The organism is Pseudobacillus wudalianchiensis (assembly GCF_001685015.1).
In the GTDB taxonomy this organism is placed as follows: Bacteria; Bacillota; Bacilli; order Bacillales; family Domibacillaceae; genus Pseudobacillus; species Pseudobacillus wudalianchiensis.
On record NZ_MAYT01000007.1, the window covers coordinates 16,126 to 35,506 of the forward strand.

At 42.0% G+C, this 19,381-nt stretch carries 28 protein-coding genes; all 28 read right to left on the reverse strand.

Annotated features, from left to right (window positions below; genetic code table 11):
* Positions 1-44 precede the first annotated feature (44 nt).
* Complete coding sequence (gene secY, locus A8F95_RS07080; RefSeq protein ID WP_049659384.1) at positions 45-1,346, reverse strand: preprotein translocase subunit SecY; 1,302 nt, start codon at positions 1,344-1,346, stop codon at positions 45-47.
* Positions 1,346-1,786 (reverse strand): 50S ribosomal protein L15, encoded by a 441-nt coding sequence (gene rplO, locus A8F95_RS07085; RefSeq protein WP_065409909.1) that lies wholly within the window; start codon positions 1,784-1,786, stop codon positions 1,346-1,348. The genes secY and rplO overlap by 1 nt, the downstream gene beginning before the upstream one ends.
* Before the next feature lie 32 nt (positions 1,787-1,818).
* Positions 1,819-2,001 (reverse strand): 50S ribosomal protein L30, encoded by a 183-nt coding sequence (gene rpmD / locus A8F95_RS07090; RefSeq protein ID WP_049659381.1) that lies wholly within the window; start codon positions 1,999-2,001, stop codon positions 1,819-1,821.
* Between the two features lie 13 nt (positions 2,002-2,014).
* On the reverse strand, positions 2,015-2,515 hold the full coding sequence (gene rpsE / locus A8F95_RS07095; RefSeq protein WP_065409910.1) for a 30S ribosomal protein S5: 501 nt from the start codon (positions 2,513-2,515) through the stop codon (positions 2,015-2,017).
* Positions 2,516-2,536: 21 nt separating this feature from the next.
* A complete protein-coding gene (rplR, locus tag A8F95_RS07100) occupies positions 2,537-2,899 on the reverse strand; it encodes a 50S ribosomal protein L18 (protein WP_065409911.1) in 363 nt (120 codons plus the stop codon).
* A gap of 32 nt (positions 2,900-2,931) precedes the next feature.
* Entirely contained in the window at positions 2,932-3,468 is a 537-nt protein-coding gene (rplF, locus tag A8F95_RS07105; protein ID WP_065409912.1) for a 50S ribosomal protein L6, read from the reverse strand.
* Positions 3,469-3,498: 30 nt separating this feature from the next.
* The gene (gene rpsH / locus A8F95_RS07110; protein WP_049659376.1) at positions 3,499-3,897 is read right to left on the reverse strand and encodes a 30S ribosomal protein S8; all 399 of its coding nucleotides are present in this window, start codon (positions 3,895-3,897) and stop codon (positions 3,499-3,501) included.
* A 29-nt stretch (positions 3,898-3,926) separates the two neighbouring features.
* Entirely contained in the window at positions 3,927-4,112 is a 186-nt protein-coding gene (gene rpsN / locus A8F95_RS07115) for a 30S ribosomal protein S14 (RefSeq protein WP_001085700.1), read from the reverse strand.
* A gap of 25 nt (positions 4,113-4,137) precedes the next feature.
* Complete coding sequence (rplE, locus tag A8F95_RS07120) at positions 4,138-4,677, reverse strand: 50S ribosomal protein L5 (RefSeq protein ID WP_065409913.1); 540 nt, start codon at positions 4,675-4,677, stop codon at positions 4,138-4,140.
* Between the two features lie 30 nt (positions 4,678-4,707).
* The gene (rplX, locus tag A8F95_RS07125; protein ID WP_065409914.1) at positions 4,708-5,019 is read right to left on the reverse strand and encodes a 50S ribosomal protein L24; all 312 of its coding nucleotides are present in this window, start codon (positions 5,017-5,019) and stop codon (positions 4,708-4,710) included.
* Between the two features lie 47 nt (positions 5,020-5,066).
* Positions 5,067-5,435 (reverse strand): 50S ribosomal protein L14, encoded by a 369-nt coding sequence (rplN, locus tag A8F95_RS07130; protein WP_041101762.1) that lies wholly within the window; start codon positions 5,433-5,435, stop codon positions 5,067-5,069.
* A 47-nt stretch (positions 5,436-5,482) separates the two neighbouring features.
* Positions 5,483-5,746 (reverse strand): 30S ribosomal protein S17, encoded by a 264-nt coding sequence (gene rpsQ / locus A8F95_RS07135; protein WP_049659371.1) that lies wholly within the window; start codon positions 5,744-5,746, stop codon positions 5,483-5,485.
* Positions 5,747-5,765: 19 nt separating this feature from the next.
* The gene (gene rpmC, locus A8F95_RS07140; protein ID WP_049659369.1) at positions 5,766-5,969 is read right to left on the reverse strand and encodes a 50S ribosomal protein L29; all 204 of its coding nucleotides are present in this window, start codon (positions 5,967-5,969) and stop codon (positions 5,766-5,768) included.
* Positions 5,959-6,393: a 50S ribosomal protein L16 gene (gene rplP / locus A8F95_RS07145; RefSeq protein ID WP_049659367.1), complete on the reverse strand. Its 435-nt coding sequence runs from the start codon at positions 6,391-6,393 to the stop codon at positions 5,959-5,961. The genes rpmC and rplP overlap by 11 nt, the downstream gene beginning before the upstream one ends.
* A 2-nt stretch (positions 6,394-6,395) precedes the next feature.
* Positions 6,396-7,052: a 30S ribosomal protein S3 gene (gene rpsC / locus A8F95_RS07150; protein WP_065409915.1), complete on the reverse strand. Its 657-nt coding sequence runs from the start codon at positions 7,050-7,052 to the stop codon at positions 6,396-6,398.
* 3 nt (positions 7,053-7,055) lie between these two features.
* A complete protein-coding gene (gene rplV / locus A8F95_RS07155) occupies positions 7,056-7,397 on the reverse strand; it encodes a 50S ribosomal protein L22 (RefSeq protein ID WP_065409916.1) in 342 nt (113 codons plus the stop codon).
* 18 nt (positions 7,398-7,415) lie between these two features.
* Complete coding sequence (gene rpsS, locus A8F95_RS07160; protein ID WP_065409917.1) at positions 7,416-7,694, reverse strand: 30S ribosomal protein S19; 279 nt, start codon at positions 7,692-7,694, stop codon at positions 7,416-7,418.
* Between the two features lie 60 nt (positions 7,695-7,754).
* Entirely contained in the window at positions 7,755-8,585 is an 831-nt protein-coding gene (gene rplB / locus A8F95_RS07165; protein ID WP_049659360.1) for a 50S ribosomal protein L2, read from the reverse strand.
* Between the two features lie 31 nt (positions 8,586-8,616).
* Positions 8,617-8,901: a 50S ribosomal protein L23 gene (gene rplW / locus A8F95_RS07170; RefSeq protein ID WP_065409918.1), complete on the reverse strand. Its 285-nt coding sequence runs from the start codon at positions 8,899-8,901 to the stop codon at positions 8,617-8,619.
* A complete protein-coding gene (gene rplD / locus A8F95_RS07175) occupies positions 8,901-9,524 on the reverse strand; it encodes a 50S ribosomal protein L4 (RefSeq protein WP_049659357.1) in 624 nt (207 codons plus the stop codon). The genes rplW and rplD overlap by 1 nt, the downstream gene beginning before the upstream one ends.
* A 30-nt stretch (positions 9,525-9,554) precedes the next feature.
* On the reverse strand, positions 9,555-10,181 hold the full coding sequence (gene rplC, locus A8F95_RS07180; protein WP_065409919.1) for a 50S ribosomal protein L3: 627 nt from the start codon (positions 10,179-10,181) through the stop codon (positions 9,555-9,557).
* Positions 10,182-10,218: 37 nt separating this feature from the next.
* On the reverse strand, positions 10,219-10,527 hold the full coding sequence (rpsJ, locus tag A8F95_RS07185) for a 30S ribosomal protein S10 (RefSeq protein ID WP_065409920.1): 309 nt from the start codon (positions 10,525-10,527) through the stop codon (positions 10,219-10,221).
* Positions 10,528-10,821: 294 nt separating this feature from the next.
* Entirely contained in the window at positions 10,822-12,009 is a 1,188-nt protein-coding gene (gene tuf, locus A8F95_RS07190) for an elongation factor Tu (protein WP_049659352.1), read from the reverse strand.
* A 128-nt stretch (positions 12,010-12,137) separates the two neighbouring features.
* Positions 12,138-14,216: an elongation factor G gene (gene fusA, locus A8F95_RS07195; RefSeq protein WP_049659351.1), complete on the reverse strand. Its 2,079-nt coding sequence runs from the start codon at positions 14,214-14,216 to the stop codon at positions 12,138-12,140.
* 45 nt (positions 14,217-14,261) lie between these two features.
* A complete protein-coding gene (gene rpsG, locus A8F95_RS07200; RefSeq protein ID WP_049659349.1) occupies positions 14,262-14,732 on the reverse strand; it encodes a 30S ribosomal protein S7 in 471 nt (156 codons plus the stop codon).
* A gap of 48 nt (positions 14,733-14,780) precedes the next feature.
* A complete protein-coding gene (gene rpsL, locus A8F95_RS07205; protein WP_049659348.1) occupies positions 14,781-15,203 on the reverse strand; it encodes a 30S ribosomal protein S12 in 423 nt (140 codons plus the stop codon).
* A gap of 94 nt (positions 15,204-15,297) precedes the next feature.
* The gene (locus A8F95_RS07210) at positions 15,298-15,549 is read right to left on the reverse strand and encodes a 50S ribosomal protein L7ae-like protein (protein WP_065409921.1); all 252 of its coding nucleotides are present in this window, start codon (positions 15,547-15,549) and stop codon (positions 15,298-15,300) included.
* Positions 15,550-15,723: 174 nt separating this feature from the next.
* The gene (gene rpoC / locus A8F95_RS07215; RefSeq protein ID WP_065409922.1) at positions 15,724-19,317 is read right to left on the reverse strand and encodes a DNA-directed RNA polymerase subunit beta'; all 3,594 of its coding nucleotides are present in this window, start codon (positions 19,315-19,317) and stop codon (positions 15,724-15,726) included.
* Positions 19,318-19,381 lie beyond the last annotated feature (64 nt).

Below are 19,381 nucleotides of genomic sequence, written 5' to 3' on the forward strand. Positions count from 1 at the left end.
TATACCCCCCTCAGTCTGATTCGAGACATGCAACAACTTGCCTTTTATTTTATAAAGCCTTTGTAATGGCGTTTGACAAGCTGGGCTTCCAATTGCTTCATTGTTTCCAATGCAACCCCAACGACGATTAGCAAGCTCGTACCGCCAATTTGGGCAGCTGGTGGAAGACCTGCAAATTTAATAAAGAATACAGGAAGAATGGAGATGACAGACAGGAATATTGCTCCAACAAATGTTAAGCGATATAAAACGCTTGTTAGATAATCCTGCGTGTTTTTTCCAGGGCGAATGCCTGGAATGTATCCACCTTGTTTCTTCAAATTATCGGCTAATTGCTCCGGATTGACTTGAATAAACGCATAGAAATACGTAAATGCCACAATCAATGCTATATAAATAGTCATACCGATCGGCTTATGATAGTCAAAGATGTTTTGAATTGTCGTTGTTACATCATTCGAACCAAAGAAGGACGATAGGGTTTGCGGTGTAACCAAAAAGGCTACTGCAAAAATAACAGGAATAACTCCAGCAGCATTTACTTTTAAAGGTAAATGTGTTGATTGAGCACCACGTGCACCGATTCCGCCCTCTCCTGTTACACGCTTGGCATATTGAATTGGAATTTTACGCAATGCCTGCTGAAAGAAGATAACACCGACAACAATCGCCAGCACAGCCAAAACAATCAGTAATAGCACCACAATTCGCAGGAAGAGCTGCTCGCCCGCTCCTTCAATTTGCTGTGCGTAAATTTGGTTTGCTACATTTGGTAGTGCTGCAACAATCCCAGCAAAGATGATAACCGATATTCCGTTACCGACACCTTTAGAAGTGATTAATTCACCAAGCCACATAAGAAAAGCTGTACCCGCGGTTAACACGAGTGCAATAAGGAGATAAGCGGCTACGCTATTACTCTCAACTAGCATACCGCCATACAGACGGTTAAAGCCATAAGACATTCCGAGTGCCTGGATAAAACCAAGTACTATTGTAAAATATCTTGTGAATTGTGCGAGCTTGCGTCGGCCAACCTCTCCTTGCTTTGACCACTCTGTAAACTTAGGAATCACATCCATCTGCAAAAGCTGAACGATGATGGAAGCAGTGATATAAGGCATAATTCCCATAGCAAGAATGGAGAAGTTTTTTAGTGCTCCCCCTCCAAAAGTATTAAGGAAACCAATTAATCCTGCCTGCTCCTGCATCTTCAGCACATCTGCATTCACAAACGGAACAGGAATAAATGTGCCGATACGGAAAACGATTAACATAAGGAGGGTGAATATAATTTTTCTTCTTATATCACCCACGCGCATAAAATTGGAGATTGTGCGAAACATTAAATCACCTCAGTCTTACCGCCGGCAGCTTCAATGGCTTCTTGAGCAGCAGAAGAGAATTTATGAGCTTTTACAGTCAATTTTTTCTCAACTTTGCCTTTAGCAAGAATTTTGATTCCTGCTTTTTCGCTGCTGACAACACCAGTTTCAATAAGAAGTTCTGGTGTGACTTCTGTGCCTTCATCAAAGCGATTTAATGCATCAAGGTTAACGATCGCATATTCTTTTCTGTTGATGTTAGTAAAACCACGTTTCGGCAAGCGACGGAATAAAGGAGTTTGTCCCCCTTCAAATCCTAGACGTACACCGCCGCCGGAACGAGCTTTTTGTCCTTTATGTCCTTTACCGGCAGTTTTGCCATTACCAGAACCTGGACCGCGTCCAACACGATTGCGAGATTTACGAGAACCTTCAGCAGGTTTTAATTCATGAAGTTTCATGTTCGTGCACCTCCTTATTCTCTAAATTAAAATTATTGTTCGTTGACAGTTACTAAGTGAGATACTTTTTTAATCATACCTCTAATTGCTGCGTTATCTTGGTGTTCCACTGTTTGATGCATTTTGCGAAGACCAAGAGCGTTAACTGTTTCACGTTGATCTTTCGGACGACCGATCAAGCTGCGAGTGAGGGTAATTGTTAATTTTTCAGCCATTGTAAATCCCTCCTTATCCTAACAGTTCTTCTACTGATTTTCCGCGTAATTTAGCAACGTCCTCTGCACGCTTCAATTGTTTAATTCCTTCAAGAGTAGCGCGTACCATGTTGATTGGTGTGTTTGAACCATGTGATTTAGAAAGAATGTTTTCTACTCCGCCAAGTTCAAGCACCGCACGAACTGGTCCACCAGCGATAACCCCAGTACCTTCAGAAGCAGGCTTCAAGAGGATTTCGCCACCGCCAAAACGGCCAATTACTTCATGTGGAATAGTTGTTCCAACGATCGGAATAGTAATTAGGTTTTTCTTTGCATCTTCAATCGCTTTGCGGATAGCATCAGGTACTTCTTGAGCTTTACCCGTTCCAAAGCCTACGTGTCCGTTCTTGTCACCAACAACCACTAGCGCAGTAAAACGGAAACGACGTCCGCCCTTTACTACTTTTGCTACACGATTGACCGTAACTACACGTTCTTCAAGTTCAAGTTTATTTGGATCAATGCGACGCATTAATTTGTCCCTCCTTCTTTATTAGAATTCTAGTCCGTTTTCGCGAGCTGCATCTGCTAAAGCTTTTACACGGCCGTGGTATAAGTAACCTCCGCGGTCAAATACTACGGATGTGATGCCTTTTTCGCTCGCTCTTTTAGCAACTAATTCGCCAACTTTGGCAGCTGCTTCAGTATTGCCTGTTTTTTCTAAACCGAAGTCTTTTTCAATTGTAGAAGCACTGGCAATTGTTACACCGTTCATATCATCAATTACTTGTGCGTACAAGTGCTGATTAGAACGGAAGATATTTAAGCGTGGACGAGACGCAGTGCCGCTGATTTTTGAACGCACACGGACATGTCTCTTTTTACGCGTTTTATTCTTATCTTGCTTCGTAATCATTGTGGTCACTCCTTTCGTTTACTTAAGCGACATTACTTACCTGTCTTACCTTCTTTACGACGTACGTGTTCGCCTTCATAACGAATCCCTTTGCCTTTATATGGCTCTGGTGGACGTGTTGCACGAACATTCGCAGCGAAAGCACCAACGCGTTCTTTGCTGATACCTCTAACGATTACTTTTGTGTTAGAAGGAACTTCAACTTCTACGCCTTTTTCTGGCTCCATTTCAACCGGATGAGAGTAACCCACGTTCAGAACAAGTTTGTTTCCTTGTTTTTGAGCACGGTATCCAACCCCGATTAACTCAAGAGATTTCTCGAAACCTTTAGATACACCTTCTACCATGTTAGATAAAAGCGCACGAGTCGTACCATGGATAGTGCGGTGTTCTTTAGATTCAGAAGGACGAACGACTGTAACGATATTGCCTTCGATCTCAATTTTCATATCTTTGTTAAATGTTCTAACAAGCTCACCTTTTGGTCCTTTTACAGTAACTGTGTTGTTATCGTTTGTTACTGTTACGCCTTCTGGAAGCTCAATAGGTTTTTTTCCTACACGAGACATTATGTTGCACCTCCATTCATTACAAGAATATTACCAAACGTATGCTAATACTTCGCCGCCCACTTGCTTAGCACGGGCTTCTTTATCTGTTAATACGCCATTAGATGTTGACACAAGAGCAATACCTAAGCCGTTAAGTACTTTTGGCATTTCATCAGCTTTTGCGTATACGCGCAAACCAGGTTTGCTGATACGTTTTAAGCCAGTGATAACGCGTTCGTTGTTCGCACCGTATTTTAAGAAAATACGAATTACGCCTTGCTTGTTGTCTTCGATGAATTCTACATCGCGTACGAAACCTTCACGCTTTAAGATTTCAGCGATTTCCTTCTTGATATTAGAAGCAGGAACTTCTAACTTCTCGTGACGCACCATATTCGCATTACGAATGCGAGTCAACAAATCTGCAATAGGATCTGTCATAACCATTCTATTTACCTCCTTCCCAATTCGGGGTATTACCAGCTAGCTTTTTTAACACCAGGAATTTGTCCTTTATATGCAAGTTCACGGAAACAAATACGGCAAAGCTTAAATTTGCGGTATACAGAGTGTGGACGCCCACAACGTTCGCAGCGTGTATACTCTTGCACCTTAAATTTAGGTGTGCGCTTTTGCTTCGCAATCATTGATTTTTTAGCCACATTTTCGCCTCCCTTTTTATAGAGATTACTTTTGGAACGGCATTCCAAGTTGAGTTAACAATTCGCGAGCTTCTTCATCAGTGTTCGCAGTTGTTACAATTACGATATCCATACCGCGGATTTTGCTTACTTTATCGTAATCAATTTCAGGGAAGATCAATTGCTCTTTCACACCAAGTGTGTAGTTGCCGCGTCCGTCAAATGCTTTTTTAGAAACACCACGGAAGTCACGCACACGTGGAAGTGATACAGCGATTAATTTATCGAGGAATTCGTACATACGCTCACCACGTAATGTAACTTTCGCTCCGATAGGCATACCTTCACGAAGACGGAAGCCTGCAATCGAATTTTTCGCACGAGTAATCATTGGCTTTTGACCAGTGATCAATGCTAATTCTTCAACAGCTGTGTCAAGTGCTTTCGCGTTTTGAACAGCGTCGCCTACCCCCATATTAACTACGATCTTTTCAACTTTCGGTACTTGCATTACTGATTGGTAATTAAATTTATTCATTAAAGCAGGTGTAATTTCTTCATTAAACTTTGCTTTAAGGCGGTTCATATAGTGTACCTCCCTTCATTAACAGACTTATTATTTATCTAAAGTTTCACCAGATTTTTTTGCTACACGCACTTTTTTACCGTCAACCACTTTGTATCCTACGCGAGTAGGTTCGTTTGTTTTTGGGTCTAAAAGCATGACGTTAGAAGCGTGAATAGGTGCCTCCTGGCTAATAATTCCGCCTTGCGGATTTACTTGTGAAGGTTTCGCATGCTTCTTCACGATATTAATCCCTTCTACAAGCACACGGTCTTTTTTAGGAAATGCTGCAAGCACGATGCCTGTTTTTCCTTTGTCTTTGCCCGTGATGACCATTACTTTATCGCCTTTTTTAACATTCATTTTATCGCACCTCCTTGAATGGCCAAGTTGATAAAATTGCTTTTATATTAGATTACTTCCGGAGCAAGAGAAACAATTTTCATAAAGTTGCTGTCACGTAATTCACGTGCAACTGGGCCAAAGATACGAGTTCCACGAGGGCTCTTGTCATCTTTAATGATTACGCACGCATTTTCATCGAAACGGATATAAGATCCGTCGTTACGGCGCATTCCACGTTTTGTACGTACGATAACAGCTTTTACTACGTCACCCTTCTTGACAACGCCGCCTGGTGTTGCTTGTTTCACCGTGCAGACGATGATGTCTCCGACATTTGCAGTTTTACGGCCAGAGCCACCAAGAACTTTGATCGTTAACACTTCACGTGCTCCTGAATTGTCAGCTACTTTTAAACGAGATTCTTGTTGGATCATTTATGTTACCTCCCTTCGGATTCACTTTCTATCCGAACAATAATGAATTAGATAATAACTGCTTTTTCTACAACTTCAACTAAACGGAAGCGTTTTGTAGCAGATAACGGGCGAGTTTCCATGATGCGAACAACATCACCAGTTTTTGCTTCATTCAGCTCATCATGAGCTTTGAATTTTTTAGAGTACTTAACGCGTTTGCCGTAAAGAGAGTGCTTTTTGTAAGTTTCTACAAGAACAGTGACAGTTTTGTCCATTTTGTCAGAGACAACACGTCCAGTATAAACTTTACGTTGATTACGTTCACTCATTGTGCAAACCTCCTCTCAATTATCGATTGTTAACATCGATCTCTCTTTGACGAATAACAGTTTTCATACGAGCGATCGCTTTGCGTACTTCACGGATGCGAGCAGTGTTTTCAAGTTGACCAGTCGCTAATTGGAAACGAAGATTAAAAAGCTCTTCTTTTAAAGACTTAAGTTTTTGTTCAATTTCGGTAGTGGTTAATTCAACAATCTCATTAGCCTTCATTTGATTCACCACCAATTTCTTCTCGTTTTACAAATTTACATTTAACCGGTAATTTGTGTGCTGCAAGACGAAGTGCTTCACGAGCTACTTCTTCAGGAACCCCAGCAATTTCAAACATGATTTTCCCTGGTTTCACTACAGCTACCCATCCTTCTGGAGCACCTTTACCGGAACCCATCCGAACTTCAAGAGGTTTTGCAGTGTAAGGCTTATGTGGGAAAATTTTGATCCATACTTTACCGCCACGTTTCATATAACGAGTCATCGCAATACGGGCAGCTTCGATTTGACGGTTTGTGATCCATGAAGCTTCAAGAGCTTGTAGACCGTATTCACCAAATGCTACTTCTGTGCCGCCTTTTGCTTGACCGCGCATTTTTCCACGGTGTACACGACGGTATTTCACACGTTTAGGCAATAACATGATTATTTTCCTCCTTCCTCAGACTTCTTCTTCGTAGGAAGAACCTCTCCACGATAAATCCATACTTTCACGCCAAGCTTACCATAAGTAGTGTCAGCTTCAACATGCGCATAGTCGATGTCCGCGCGAAGTGTATGAAGTGGAACTGTTCCTTCACTGTAGTGTTCAGCACGAGCGATATCTGCACCGCCAAGACGTCCAGAAACCTGTGTTTTAATCCCTTTTGCCCCAGCACGGAGTGTACGTTGGATCGCTTGCTTTTGCGCACGACGGAAAGACACACGGTTTTCCAATTGACGAGCGATATTTTCTGCTACAAGTTTAGCATCTAAATCAGCTCTTTTAATTTCAACGATGTTGATATGAACACGTTTGCCAGTTAATTGATTTAAAGACTTACGAAGTGCTTCAACCTCAGATCCACCTTTACCAATAACCATACCAGGCTTCGCTGTATGAATAGTAATGTTGATGCGGTTAGCAGCACGTTCAATTTCAATTCGAGATACAGAAGCATCTTTTAAACGGCTTTCGATATATTCACGAACTTTAAGATCTTCATGTAAAAGGCTTGCGTAATCTTTCTCCGCGTACCATTTTGAATCCCAGTCACGGATGATACCGACACGTAAACCATTAGGATGTACTTTTTGACCCACGAATTATCCCTCCTTCTTTTCTGATACCACGATTGTGATGTGGCTTGTACGTTTGTTAATTGCGCTTGCGCGTCCCATTGCACGCGGACGGAAACGTTTTAAAGTTGGACCTTCGTCAACAAACACTTGTTTCACAATAAGATTGTTAACGTCCATATCATAATTGTGCTCTGCGTTAGCAATTGCAGAATTAAGTAATTTTTCAACGACCGGAGATGCAGCTTTTGGTGTGTGACGTAAAATAGCTACAGCTTCTCCCACTTGCTTTCCTCGAATCAGATCAACCACTAAACGTGCTTTACGAGGAGCAATACGAACTGTTCTTACGACAGCTTTTGCTTCCATTAGGATACCCTCCTCTCATTAACGTCTTGTCTTTTTATCGTCACTACCGTGACCTTTATACGTACGAGTTGGTGCAAACTCGCCAAGTTTGTGTCCTACCATATCTTCTGTTACATAAACAGGAACATGCTTACGGCCATCATACACAGCAATTGTGTGACCGATAAAAGCTGGGAAGATTGTTGAACGGCGAGACCAAGTTTTTACAACTTGTTTCTTTTCAGTTTCATTTAATTTTTCAATTTTATTGAATAAATGATCATCAACAAAAGGTCCTTTTTTCAAGCTACGGCCCATTTTGGTACCTCCCTTCGCAATTGGTCTACGGTTCGCAAACGGAACCGTAGTGCAATTACGTTATTTTTTACGACTACGAACGATAAACTTGTCGCTTTTGTTTGTTTTCTTACGAGTTTTGTAACCAAGAGTTGGTTTGCCCCAAGGTGTAACAGGTGATTTACGTCCGATTGGCGAACGTCCTTCACCACCACCGTGTGGATGGTCATTCGGGTTCATTACAGATCCACGAACAGTTGGCTTCTTGCCTAACCAGCGTGAACGACCTGCTTTACCGATGTTAACAAGTTCATGCTGCTCATTGCCCACTTGGCCAACAGTTGCGCGGCAAGTAGCAAGAATCATACGAACCTCACCAGAGTTCAAACGAACAAGAACGTATTTTCCTTCTTTACCTAACACTTGTGCAGATGTACCTGCTGAACGCACTAATTGTCCGCCTTTACCAGGCTTCAACTCGATGTTGTGAACAACTGTACCTACAGGAATGTTAACTAAAGGAAGAGCGTTACCTGTTTTAATATCTGCTTCTGGTCCGGACATAACTTCCATTCCGACTTTGAGGTTTTTTGGTGCTAAGATGTAACGTTTTTCACCGTCTACATAATTGATCAAAGCAATGTTTGCTGAACGGTTTGGATCATACTCGATTGTGGCAACGCGTCCAGGTATACCATCTTTATCGCGTTTGAAATCGATAATACGGTATTGACGCTTATGGCCGCCACCTTGATGACGAACTGTAGTTCTACCTTGGTTGTTGCGACCGCCTTTCTTTTTAAGAGGCGCCAATAATGATTTTTCCGGCTTGTCAGTTGTAAGCTCAGCAAAATCTAATGACGTCATATTACGACGGCCGTTTGACGTTGGTTTATACTTTTTAATCGCCATGTCATTTCCCTCCTCTTCTTATAATGTTAAATTAAGCTTCGAATAGTTCGATTTCTTTGCTGTCTTGAGTTAATGTAACAACCGCTTTACGGCGTTTGTTTGTATAACCTGCATAACGACCCATACGCTTGAACTTACCTTTGTAGTTTAAGATGTTGACTTTTGCTACTTTCACGCCAAAGATTTCTTCGATCGCATCTTTAACTTGAGTTTTGTTAGCTTTTACATCAACTTCAAACGTATATTTTTTATCAGCCATGATTTCAGTTGAATGTTCTGTAATAACGGGGCGCTTAATGATATCGCGAGCATCCATTATGCAAGCACCTCCTCTACTTTTTCAACAGCTGCTTTAGTGATAATAAGTTTCTCGTGTCCAAGAACGTCTAATACACTAACGCCGCTTGCATCCACTACTGTCACACCAGGAATATTGCGTGCAGATAGTGCAACATTTTCGTTTAACGCTTCTGTTACAACTAGCGCTTTGCTGTTCACAGAAAGATTTTTCAATACGCTTGCGAACTCTTTTGTTTTTGGAGCGTCAAAAGCTAATGCTTCCAATACAATAATGTTCTGCTCTTTAACTTTAGAAGAAAGGGCAGATTTGATCGCTAAGCGACGAACTTTTTTCGGTAATTTGTAGCTGTAGCTGCGTGGAACTGGTCCGAAAACTGTTCCGCCTCCGCGCCATTGTGGAGAACGAATAGATCCTTGACGAGCACGTCCAGTACCTTTTTGGCGCCACGGTTTGCGTCCGCCGCCACTCACTTCGGAACGGTTTTTAACTTTGCTTGTTCCTTGACGTAAAGATGCGCGTTGCATCATTACTGCTTCAAATAAAACATGTTGATTAGGTTCAATACCGAAAACGGAATCGTTCAGTTCGATTTCACCAACTTCAGCTCCGCTTTGGTTTAATACTGTAACTTTCGGCATTCTTGTTTCCTCCTTTCTAGAAAAAATCGATTATTTCGCTTTCAATCCGCTTTGGATTTTCACTAAAGATTTTTTAGGTCCAGGTACGTTACCTTTAATTAGGATTACGTTGCGCTCTGTATCAACTTTCACTACTTGCAGGTTTTGGATAGTGATTTGTTCGCCACCCATACGGCCTGGAAGTAATTTATTTTTGAATACACGGTTTGGAGCAACTGGTCCCATAGAACCTGGGCGACGATGGTAACGAGAACCGTGAGACATAGGTCCGCGGCTTTGTCCGTGGCGCTTAATCGCACCCTGGAATCCTTTACCTTTTGATACTCCTGTTACGTCGATGATATCTCCTTCAGCGAAAATATCAACCTTAACCTCTTGACCAACTTCTACTTCTTCACCGAAGTTACGGAACTCACGAATGAAGCGCTTAGGTGCAGTGTTAGCTTTTGCAACGTGACCTTTAGCTGGTTTGTTCGCAAGCTTTTCGCGCTTGTCGTCGAAACCTAACTGAATAGCTTCATAGCCGTCGCTTTCGATCGTTTTCTTTTGCAGTACAACGTTAGGCGCTGCTTCAATCACAGTAACTGGAATTAGTTCACCGTTTTCAGCAAATACTTGAGTCATACCGATTTTTCTTCCTAAGATTCCTTTGGTCATGAGTCACACCTCCTGAATTAATAATTTTTTATAATAATTAAAGTTTGATTTCAATATCAACGCCTGATGGCAAGTCTAAACGCATTAATGAATCAACAGTTTGTGGTGTTGGATTCACAATATCGATTAAACGTTTATGAGTACGCATCTCGAATTGCTCACGAGAATCTTTGTACTTATGAACCGCACGTAAGATTGTGTAAATAGATTTTTCTGTTGGTAAAGGGATTGGACCCGATACATTAGCACCAGAACGTTTTGCTGTTTCAACAATCTTTTCTGCTGATTGATCTAAAATTCTGTGATCATATGCTTTCAAACGAATACGAATTTTTTCTTTTGCCATTATTTTCCCTCCTTTTCCGCCTATTTGCTAATAGACATTCTCCGCAGAAATATCCTAACGACACTCGCCATGGCAAAGCGGCCGGGTGTGTCAGCAACCTTCTGCATCATCGCTGTCAAAAACCAACGTTGTTAATTATACACGAAGTTTTTGATGTATGCAACTGTATTTGCTATTTTTCTTCTCTAGCACACTTTTACTATTATACACACATTATGGCTGCATATCAATAGAAGAAACAGAGTCTTTTAAATAAAAAAAGCAGGCGAGAGCCGCCTGCTTTTTAAACAGTTATTATTTTTGGATTGAAGCTACAACGCCAGCGCCTACTGTACGGCCGCCTTCACGGATAGAGAACTTTGTACCTTCTTCGATCGCGATCGGAGAAATAAGTTCTACTGTCATTTCAACGTTGTCTCCAGGCATAACCATTTCTACGCCTTCAGGAAGTTGAACGATACCAGTTACATCAGTTGTACGGAAGTAGAACTGTGGACGGTAGTTTGAGAAGAATGGAGTATGACGTCCACCCTCTTCTTTAGATAAAACGTAAACTTCAGCTTTGAAGTTAGTGTGTGGAGTGATTGAACCTGGCTTAGCAAGTACTTGTCCACGTTGGATTTCTTCACGTGCTACACCACGAAGAAGGGCACCGATGTTGTCACCAGCTTCAGCATAGTCAAGAAGCTTACGGAACATTTCTACACCAGTTACAGTAGTAGATTTTGGCTCTTCAGTTAAACCGATGATTTCGATAACGTCACCGACTTTAACTTGTCCACGCTCAACACGTCCAGTTGCAACTGTACCACGGCCAGTGATTGAGAATACATCCTCAACAGGCATCATGAATGGTTTTTCAGTGTCACGTTCTGGAGTTGGGATGTACTCATCAACAGCGTCCATAAGCTCGATGATTTTTTCTTCCCACTCAGCTTCACCTTCAAGTGCTTTAAGAGCAGAACCTTTGATTACTGGTACGTCATCTCCAGGGAATTCGTACTCAGAAAGAAGGTCACGTACTTCCATTTCTACAAGCTCAAGAAGCTCTTCGTCGTCTACCATGTCGCATTTGTTTAAGAATACTACAAGGTAAGGAACACCTACTTGGCGAGAAAGAAGGATGTGCTCACGAGTTTGTGGCATTGGACCGTCAGCAGCAGATACTACTAGGATACCGCCGTCCATTTGTGCAGCACCAGTGATCATGTTTTTAACGTAGTCAGCATGTCCTGGGCAGTCAACGTGTGCATAGTGACGATTTTCAGTTTCATATTCAACGTGAGAAGTGTTGATTGTGATACCGCGCTCGCGCTCTTCTGGAGCGTTGTCGATTTGGTCGTAACCACGTGCTTCACTGCCGCCTTTTTTAGCAAGAACAGTTGTGATTGCTGCTGTTAAAGTTGTTTTACCATGGTCAACGTGACCAATTGTACCGATATTCGCATGTGTTTTGGAACGGTCGAATTTTTCCTTAGCCATTAGGAAATCCTCCTTTGAATTGTCAAATTAATTAATTTATATAGGGACTTTGAAGGCGGAAAGGTTTCCGACTTCAAAGATACCAAAGCTTACATTGTATTTATACTTCATTAAGAAGCATAAATCAATTATTGACCTTTATTTTTCTTGATGATTTCTTCGGAAACTGATTTTGGCACTTCTTCATAGTGGTCAAAGTGCATAGAATAAGTTCCGCGACCTTGTGTATTGGAACGTAGTGAAGTAGCGTAACCAAACATTTCAGAAAGTGGAACGAATGCTTTTACTACTTGAGCGTTACCGCGGGCTTCCATACCTTCTACACGTCCACGACGGGAAGTGATGTCACCCATAATATCTCCAAGGTATTCATCAGGAATAACAACTTCTACTTTCATCATTGGCTCAAGAAGAACCGGATTACATTTAGAAGCTGCATTTTTCAATGCCATAGATGCTGCAATTTTGAACGCCATCTCACTGGAGTCAACATCATGGTAAGAACCGTCAAACAGTCTTGCTTTAATGTCGATTAATGGATAGCCAGCAATAACACCGTTTTGCAATGCATCTTGAAGACCAGCTTGAACAGCTGGGATATATTCACGAGGAACAACCCCACCGACGATGCCGTTTTCAAATTCAAAACCAGCACCCTCTTCGTTAGGTGAAAACTCGATCCATACGTGACCGTATTGTCCGCGTCCACCAGATTGGCGGGCAAACTTCCCTTCTACTTGAGCAGAACCACGGAAAGTTTCACGGTAAGCTACTTGTGGAGCACCCACGTTTGCTTCTACTTTAAATTCACGACGCATACGGTCTACGATGATATCTAAGTGAAGCTCACCCATACCGGAGATAACAACTTGTCCTGTTTCAGGATTTGTTTCTGCACGGAAAGTTGGGTCTTCCTCTTGAAGTTTTTGTAGAGCAGTTGTCATTTTGTCTTGGTCGCCTTTTGATTTCGGCTCAACTGACAAAGAGATAACCGGCTCTGGGAATTCCATAGACTCTAAAATAACGAGGTTCTTCTCGTCACAAAGAGTGTCTCCTGTAGTTGTGTCTTTTAGACCAACTGCAGCAGCGATATCCCCTGCATGGACTTCAGAGATTTCTTCACGAGAGTTCGCATGCATTTGAAGAATACGACCTACACGCTCACGCTTACCTTTAGTAGAGTTCTGTACGTATGAACCAGATTGTAAAATACCAGAATACACACGGAAGAACGTCAACTTACCAACGTAAGGGTCAGTCATAACTTTAAACGCTAAAGCTGAGAATGGTGCGTCATCAGATGATGGACGAGTTACTTCTTCATCGCTGTCCGGTAAAGTACCTTTAATGTTAGGTACATCTGTTGGAGCAGGAAGATAATCAATAACAGCATCTAGCATTAATTGAACACCTTTGTTTTTGAACGCTGTTCCACAAAGCACAGGGAAGAATTCAACGTTAACTGTACCTTTACGGATAGCGGCTTTGATTTCTGGGATTGTGATTTCTTCGCCGCCAAGATATTTTTCCATGATTTCTTCATCGAATTCTGAAATAGCTTCAATTAGTTTCTCACGGTATTCTTCCGCTTGGTCTTGCATATCTTCTGGGATTTCCCCTTCTTCGATTTCAGTTCCAAGGTCATTTCCGTAGAACGTAGCTTTCATTTCAATTAAGTCAATGATGCCGCGGAATTGATCTTCAGCACCGATTGGAAGTTGAATTGGATGAGCGTTTGCCATTAAACGGTCATGGATTGTGCCGACAGAGTAAATGAAGTCTGCACCAATCTTATCCATTTTGTTAACAAACACGATACGTGGAACGCCGTACGTAGTTGCTTGGCGCCAAACAGTTTCTGTTTGCGGCTCAACACCAGATTGAGCATCAAGTACAGTTACTGCACCATCAAGAACACGAAGGGAACGTTCAACTTCAACAGTGAAGTCTACGTGCCCTGGTGTGTCAATGATGTTTACACGATGGCCTTTCCACTGAGCAGTTGTCGCAGCAGAAGTGATTGTAATACCACGTTCTTGTTCTTGTTCCATCCAGTCCATTTGAGACGCACCTTCATGAGTCTCACCAATTTTATGGATACGGCCTGTGTAGTAAAGAATACGCTCAGTAGTCGTCGTTTTACCGGCATCGATGTGCGCCATGATACCGATATTTCGAGTGTTTTCTAAGGAGAACTCTCTTGCCATGTATGTCTTTCTCCTTCCTTAAGTTAAGATATTTTAAAAGTAATCTTACCAGCGGTAATGAGCAAATGCTTTGTTTGCTTCCGCCATTTTATGAGTATCTTCACGCTTCTTAACTGAAGCACCAGTGTTGTTAGCTGCATCAAGGATTTCACCTGCAAGGCGTTCTTCCATTGTTTTCTCCCCACGAAGACGAGAATAGTTCACTAACCAGCGAAGACCAAGAGTTGTACGACGCTCAGGACGAACCTCAACTGGTACTTGGTAGTTTGCACCACCTACACGGCGTGCTCTAACCTCTAATACTGGCATGATGTTTTTAATGGCTTGATCAAATACTTCCATTGGATCTTTACCCGTACGTTCGCGGATAAGATCGAATGCTGCATAAAGAATGGCTTGAGATTTACCTCTTTTACCGTCAACCATCATTTTGTTGATGAGACGAGTAACTAATTTAGAGTTGTACATTGGATCTGGAAGTACATCTCTTTTCGCTACAGGACCTTTACGTGGCATGTAAATTCCTCCTTTCATATATTCCTTCAATTATAAAGTTAATGATTCTTATTTTTTAGCTTCTTTTGGACGCTTCATTCCGTATTTAGAACGGCCTTGACGACGAGATTCTACGCCGGCAGTATCAAGCGCACCACGAACGATGTGATAACGAACCCCTGGTAAATCTTTTACTCTTCCTCCACGAATCAACACAACGCTGTGCTCTTGAAGGTTATGTCCAATACCAGGAATATAAGCATTCACTTCGATACCGTTGCTCAAGCGAACACGGGCATATTTACGTAAAGCCGAGTTAGGCTTTTTCGGTGTCATTGTACCAACACGAGTACACACTCCACGTTTTTGCGGTGAATTAATATCCGTTTGCGCTTTTTTAAAGCTGTTATAGCCTTTGTTAAGCGCTGGTGATTTGGATTTAGTTGTTTTTGATTTACGAGGTTTACGCACTAACTGGTTAATAGTAGGCATATAAAAATCCTCCCTTCCTTTTTTCTTAAGCCCACACATCCAGGTGGACCATTTTAAATTAAAAACAAAGTCTTTGCACTTTTATGCAAAAACATTATTCATTAATAATAGCAACAGCGGCGGCCTTGACATCAATTCCACATGTTTTTCCTAGCTTTAGCATAGAATCCACATAAGTAACCGGCACTGCTTTTTGTTTAGCCAGTTCTTCTACCTTTTTCATTAAAAAGGGACTGGCGTCAGCAGCGATCATTACTTGCTGAGCTTGATTTCTTTCAAGAGCTCTCACTGTTTGTTTTGTTCCTATCGCCAAGCTTTGCGCCTTCGCTACTTTATCATAAGACATATAAACATCCTCCAAAGTAACAAGGTTCATAGGAGCACCTTGATTATATTATCATTCATGTTTTTAAATGTCAACTATGAAAATAAATTATTATGCCGGAGCCGGAAAAGCCGGCCCCGGACATATAATTCGCTAAAAAGTCTCGTATGTGCGATCCCTTTTAGCACACGCTTATTATTCTACTGTTACAGATTCTTCAGACGTCGCTAAAACCGGCTCAGAATTACGATATCTCTGCATACCTGTTCCAGCTGGAACAAGTTTTCCGATAATAACGTTTTCCTTCAAACCTAACAGTTCATCACGTTTTCCTTTGATAGCCGCATCAGTTAATACACGAGTTGTTTCCTGGAAGGATGCTGCAGACAAGAAGGAATCAGTTTCCAAGGACGCCTTCGTAATACCGAGAAGAACAGGTCGACCTGTTGCCGGTATCTTGCCTTCAAGCAACGCTTGTTCATTGGCATCTCTGAATTGGTGAATTTCAAGTAAGCTTCCTGGTAATACATCTGTTTCTCCAGCATCGATTACCCGTACTTTACGAAGCATTTGACGTACCATTACCTCAATATGCTTGTCACCAATTTCTACCCCTTGCATACGATATACCTTTTGTACTTCACGCAGCAAATATTCTTGAACAGAAGAAACATCGGTAATTTTCAAGTATTCTTTCGGATCGATAGAACCTTCTGTCAGCTCTTGACCACGCTTCACTTGATCATTAACAGCTACTTTTAGTCGTGCTGTATAAGGAGCCGTGTACGTGCGGCTTTCTACATCGCTTTGTACAACGATTTCCTGCTGACGGTCGCGCCCTTCATTAATTGCTGTGACGACGCCGTCAATTTCAGAAATAACCGCTTGCCCTTTCGGATTACGCGCTTCGAACAATTCCTGGATACGAGGCAAACCTTGAGTGATATCGTCTCCAGCTACCCCACCTGTATGGAATGTACGCATTGTTAACTGTGTACCAGGCTCTCCAATTGATTGGGCAGCAATGATACCAACCGCTTCGCCAACCTCTACCTGCTGGCCAGTTGCAAGGTTGCGGCCGTAACATTTTTTACATACGCCATGTCGAGTATTACAAGTAAAGGCAGAGCGAATCCACACTTCTTCAATACCTGCATTGATAATAACATTCGACATGTCCTCATCTATTAGATCATTCTCTCTTGCAATGATTTCGCCAGTTTCAGGATTAGCAATTGTTTTTCTAGCGTAACGGCCAACAAGGCGCTCTTCCAATGGTTCAATAATTTCAGTTCCCTCTTTAATTGAACGGATCAGAAGACCACGATCTGTTCCACAGTCATCCTCACGAACAATAACATCTTGGGCAACATCGACAAGACGACGAGTCAGGTAACCAGAGTCAGCTGTTTTAAGAGCTGTATCCGCCAGACCTTTACGCGCTCCATGTGTAGAAATAAAGTATTCCAATACTGTTAAACCTTCACGGAAACTTGATTTGATTGGAAGTTCAATGATCCGCCCAGCCGGGTTGGCCATCAGACCACGCATCCCCGCAAGCTGCGTAAAGTTAGACGCGTTACCACGGGCACCTGAATCACTCATCATGAAGATTGGGTTCCGCTTATCTAATGAAGCCATCAATTTACCTTGAATCGTGTCTTTTGCCGCACTCCAGACAGAAATAACGCGATCGTAACGTTCTTCCTCGGTAATTAAACCACGTCTAAATTGCTTCATGACATTATCAACTTTTAATTGTGCTTCTTTCAGAATTTGTTCTTTTTCGCCTAATACCACGATGTCCGCGACACCTACTGTGATACCGGCTTTAGTTGAATGCTTAAATCCTAGATCTTTCATGCGGTCAAGCATTTTAGATGTTTCAGTAATTTTGAAGCGTTTAAATACTTCTGCGATGATGTTTCCAAGGATTTTTTTCTTAAATGGAGCAATCAACTCTTGCTTCTTAATATGCTCTCTTACATTTTCAGTCGGCTCAACAAAATACTTTTCTGGTGTCTTCTCTACCAGGTTGGTATTTGTTGGCTCATTGATGTAAGGGAAGGTGTCCGGAAGAATTTCATTAAAGACCATCTTTCCGACTGTTGTAATAAGAAGCTTCTTGTTTTGCTCTTCAGTAAACGTTTGATTATTTAAAGCGGAAGCAGCGACAGCTACTCTCGTATGAAGATGCACATAGCCATTTTGATAGGCAATCAATGCTTCATTCACATCTTTAAAAATCATGCCTTCACCAATTGCGTCTTCACGCTCAAGAGTTAAGTAATAGTTTCCTAATACCATGTCCTGAGATGGAGTAACAACTGGCTTTCCGTCTTTTGGATTCAAGATGTTTTGGGCTGCTAGCATGAGCATACGCGCTTCTGCTTGTGCTTCTGCTGATAGCGGTACGTGAACGGCCATCTGGTCTCCATCGAAGTCAGCATTGTATGCTGTACAAACGAGCGGATGAAGACGAATTGCACGCCCTTCTACTAGTGTAGGCTCAAACGCCTGAATACCGAGACGGTGAAGAGTTGGTGCCCGGTTTAAAAGAACTGGGTGTTCCTTAATAACCTCTTCAAGTACATCCCATACTTCTGGCTGTACGCGTTCAATTTTGCGTTTTGCACTCTTAATGTTATGAGCAAGCCCTTTTTCAACAAGCTCCTTCATAACAAATGGCTTGAACAATTCAAGTGCCATTTCTTTCGGAAGACCACACTGATACATTTTCAGGTTAGGTCCAACGACGATAACGGAACGGCCTGAGTAGTCAACACGCTTTCCTAACAAGTTTTGACGGAAACGGCCTTGCTTTCCTTTCAACATGTGTGAAAGTGATTTTAGCGGACGGTTACCAGGACCTGTAACAGGACGACCACGACGACCATTATCGATTAGAGCATCTACTGCTTCTTGCAGCATCCGCTTTTCATTTTGCACGATGATGCTTGGTGCACCAAGATCAAGCAAACGCTTCAAACGATTATTCCGGTTGATGACCCGACGATACAAATCATTTAAATCGGAAGTCGCAAAACGACCGCCATCAAGCTGTACCATTGGACGTAGTTCTGGCGGGATAACAGGAAGCACATCTAAAATCATCCAGCTTGGATTATTTCCAGAGTGACGGAACGCTTCAATCACTTCTAGACGCTTAATCGCTCTTGTACGACGCTGGCCTTGTGCACTCTTTAATTCTTCTTTAAGAAAATCTACTTCTTTTTCAAGATCAATATCTTGAAGCAGCTTTTTAATCGCTTCTGCGCCCATAGATGCTTGGAATTTATTTCCGTATTTTTCACGATACGCACGGTATTCCTTTTCAGAAAGCAGCTGTTTTTTCTCAAGCGCCGTATCACCAGCTTCTGTTACTACGTAAGAAGCAAAGTAGATCACTTCCTCCAGCGCACGCGGTGACATATCAAGAACAAGCCCCATACGGCTTGGAATTCCTTTAAAATACCAGATATGTGAAACAGGAGCCGCTAATTCAATGTGACCCATGCGTTCACGGCGCACTTTGGCTTTTGTTACTTCTACGCCACAGCGGTCACAGACAACACCTTTATAACGAACTCTCTTATATTTCCCACAATGACATTCCCAGTCTTTTGTAGGTCCGAAAATACGCTCACAAAACAATCCATCTTTTTCTGGTTTTAATGTACGATAGTTAATCGTTTCCGGTTTTTTCACTTCACCATATGACCAAGATCTAATTTTATCAGGTGATGCCAGACCGATTTTCATGTATTCGAAATTGTTTACATCTAGCAAGGGGCCTACCTCCCTTTCAGTCTACAGGTTCTAACCAGTATGCTTAAACTGCTATTTATTAAAG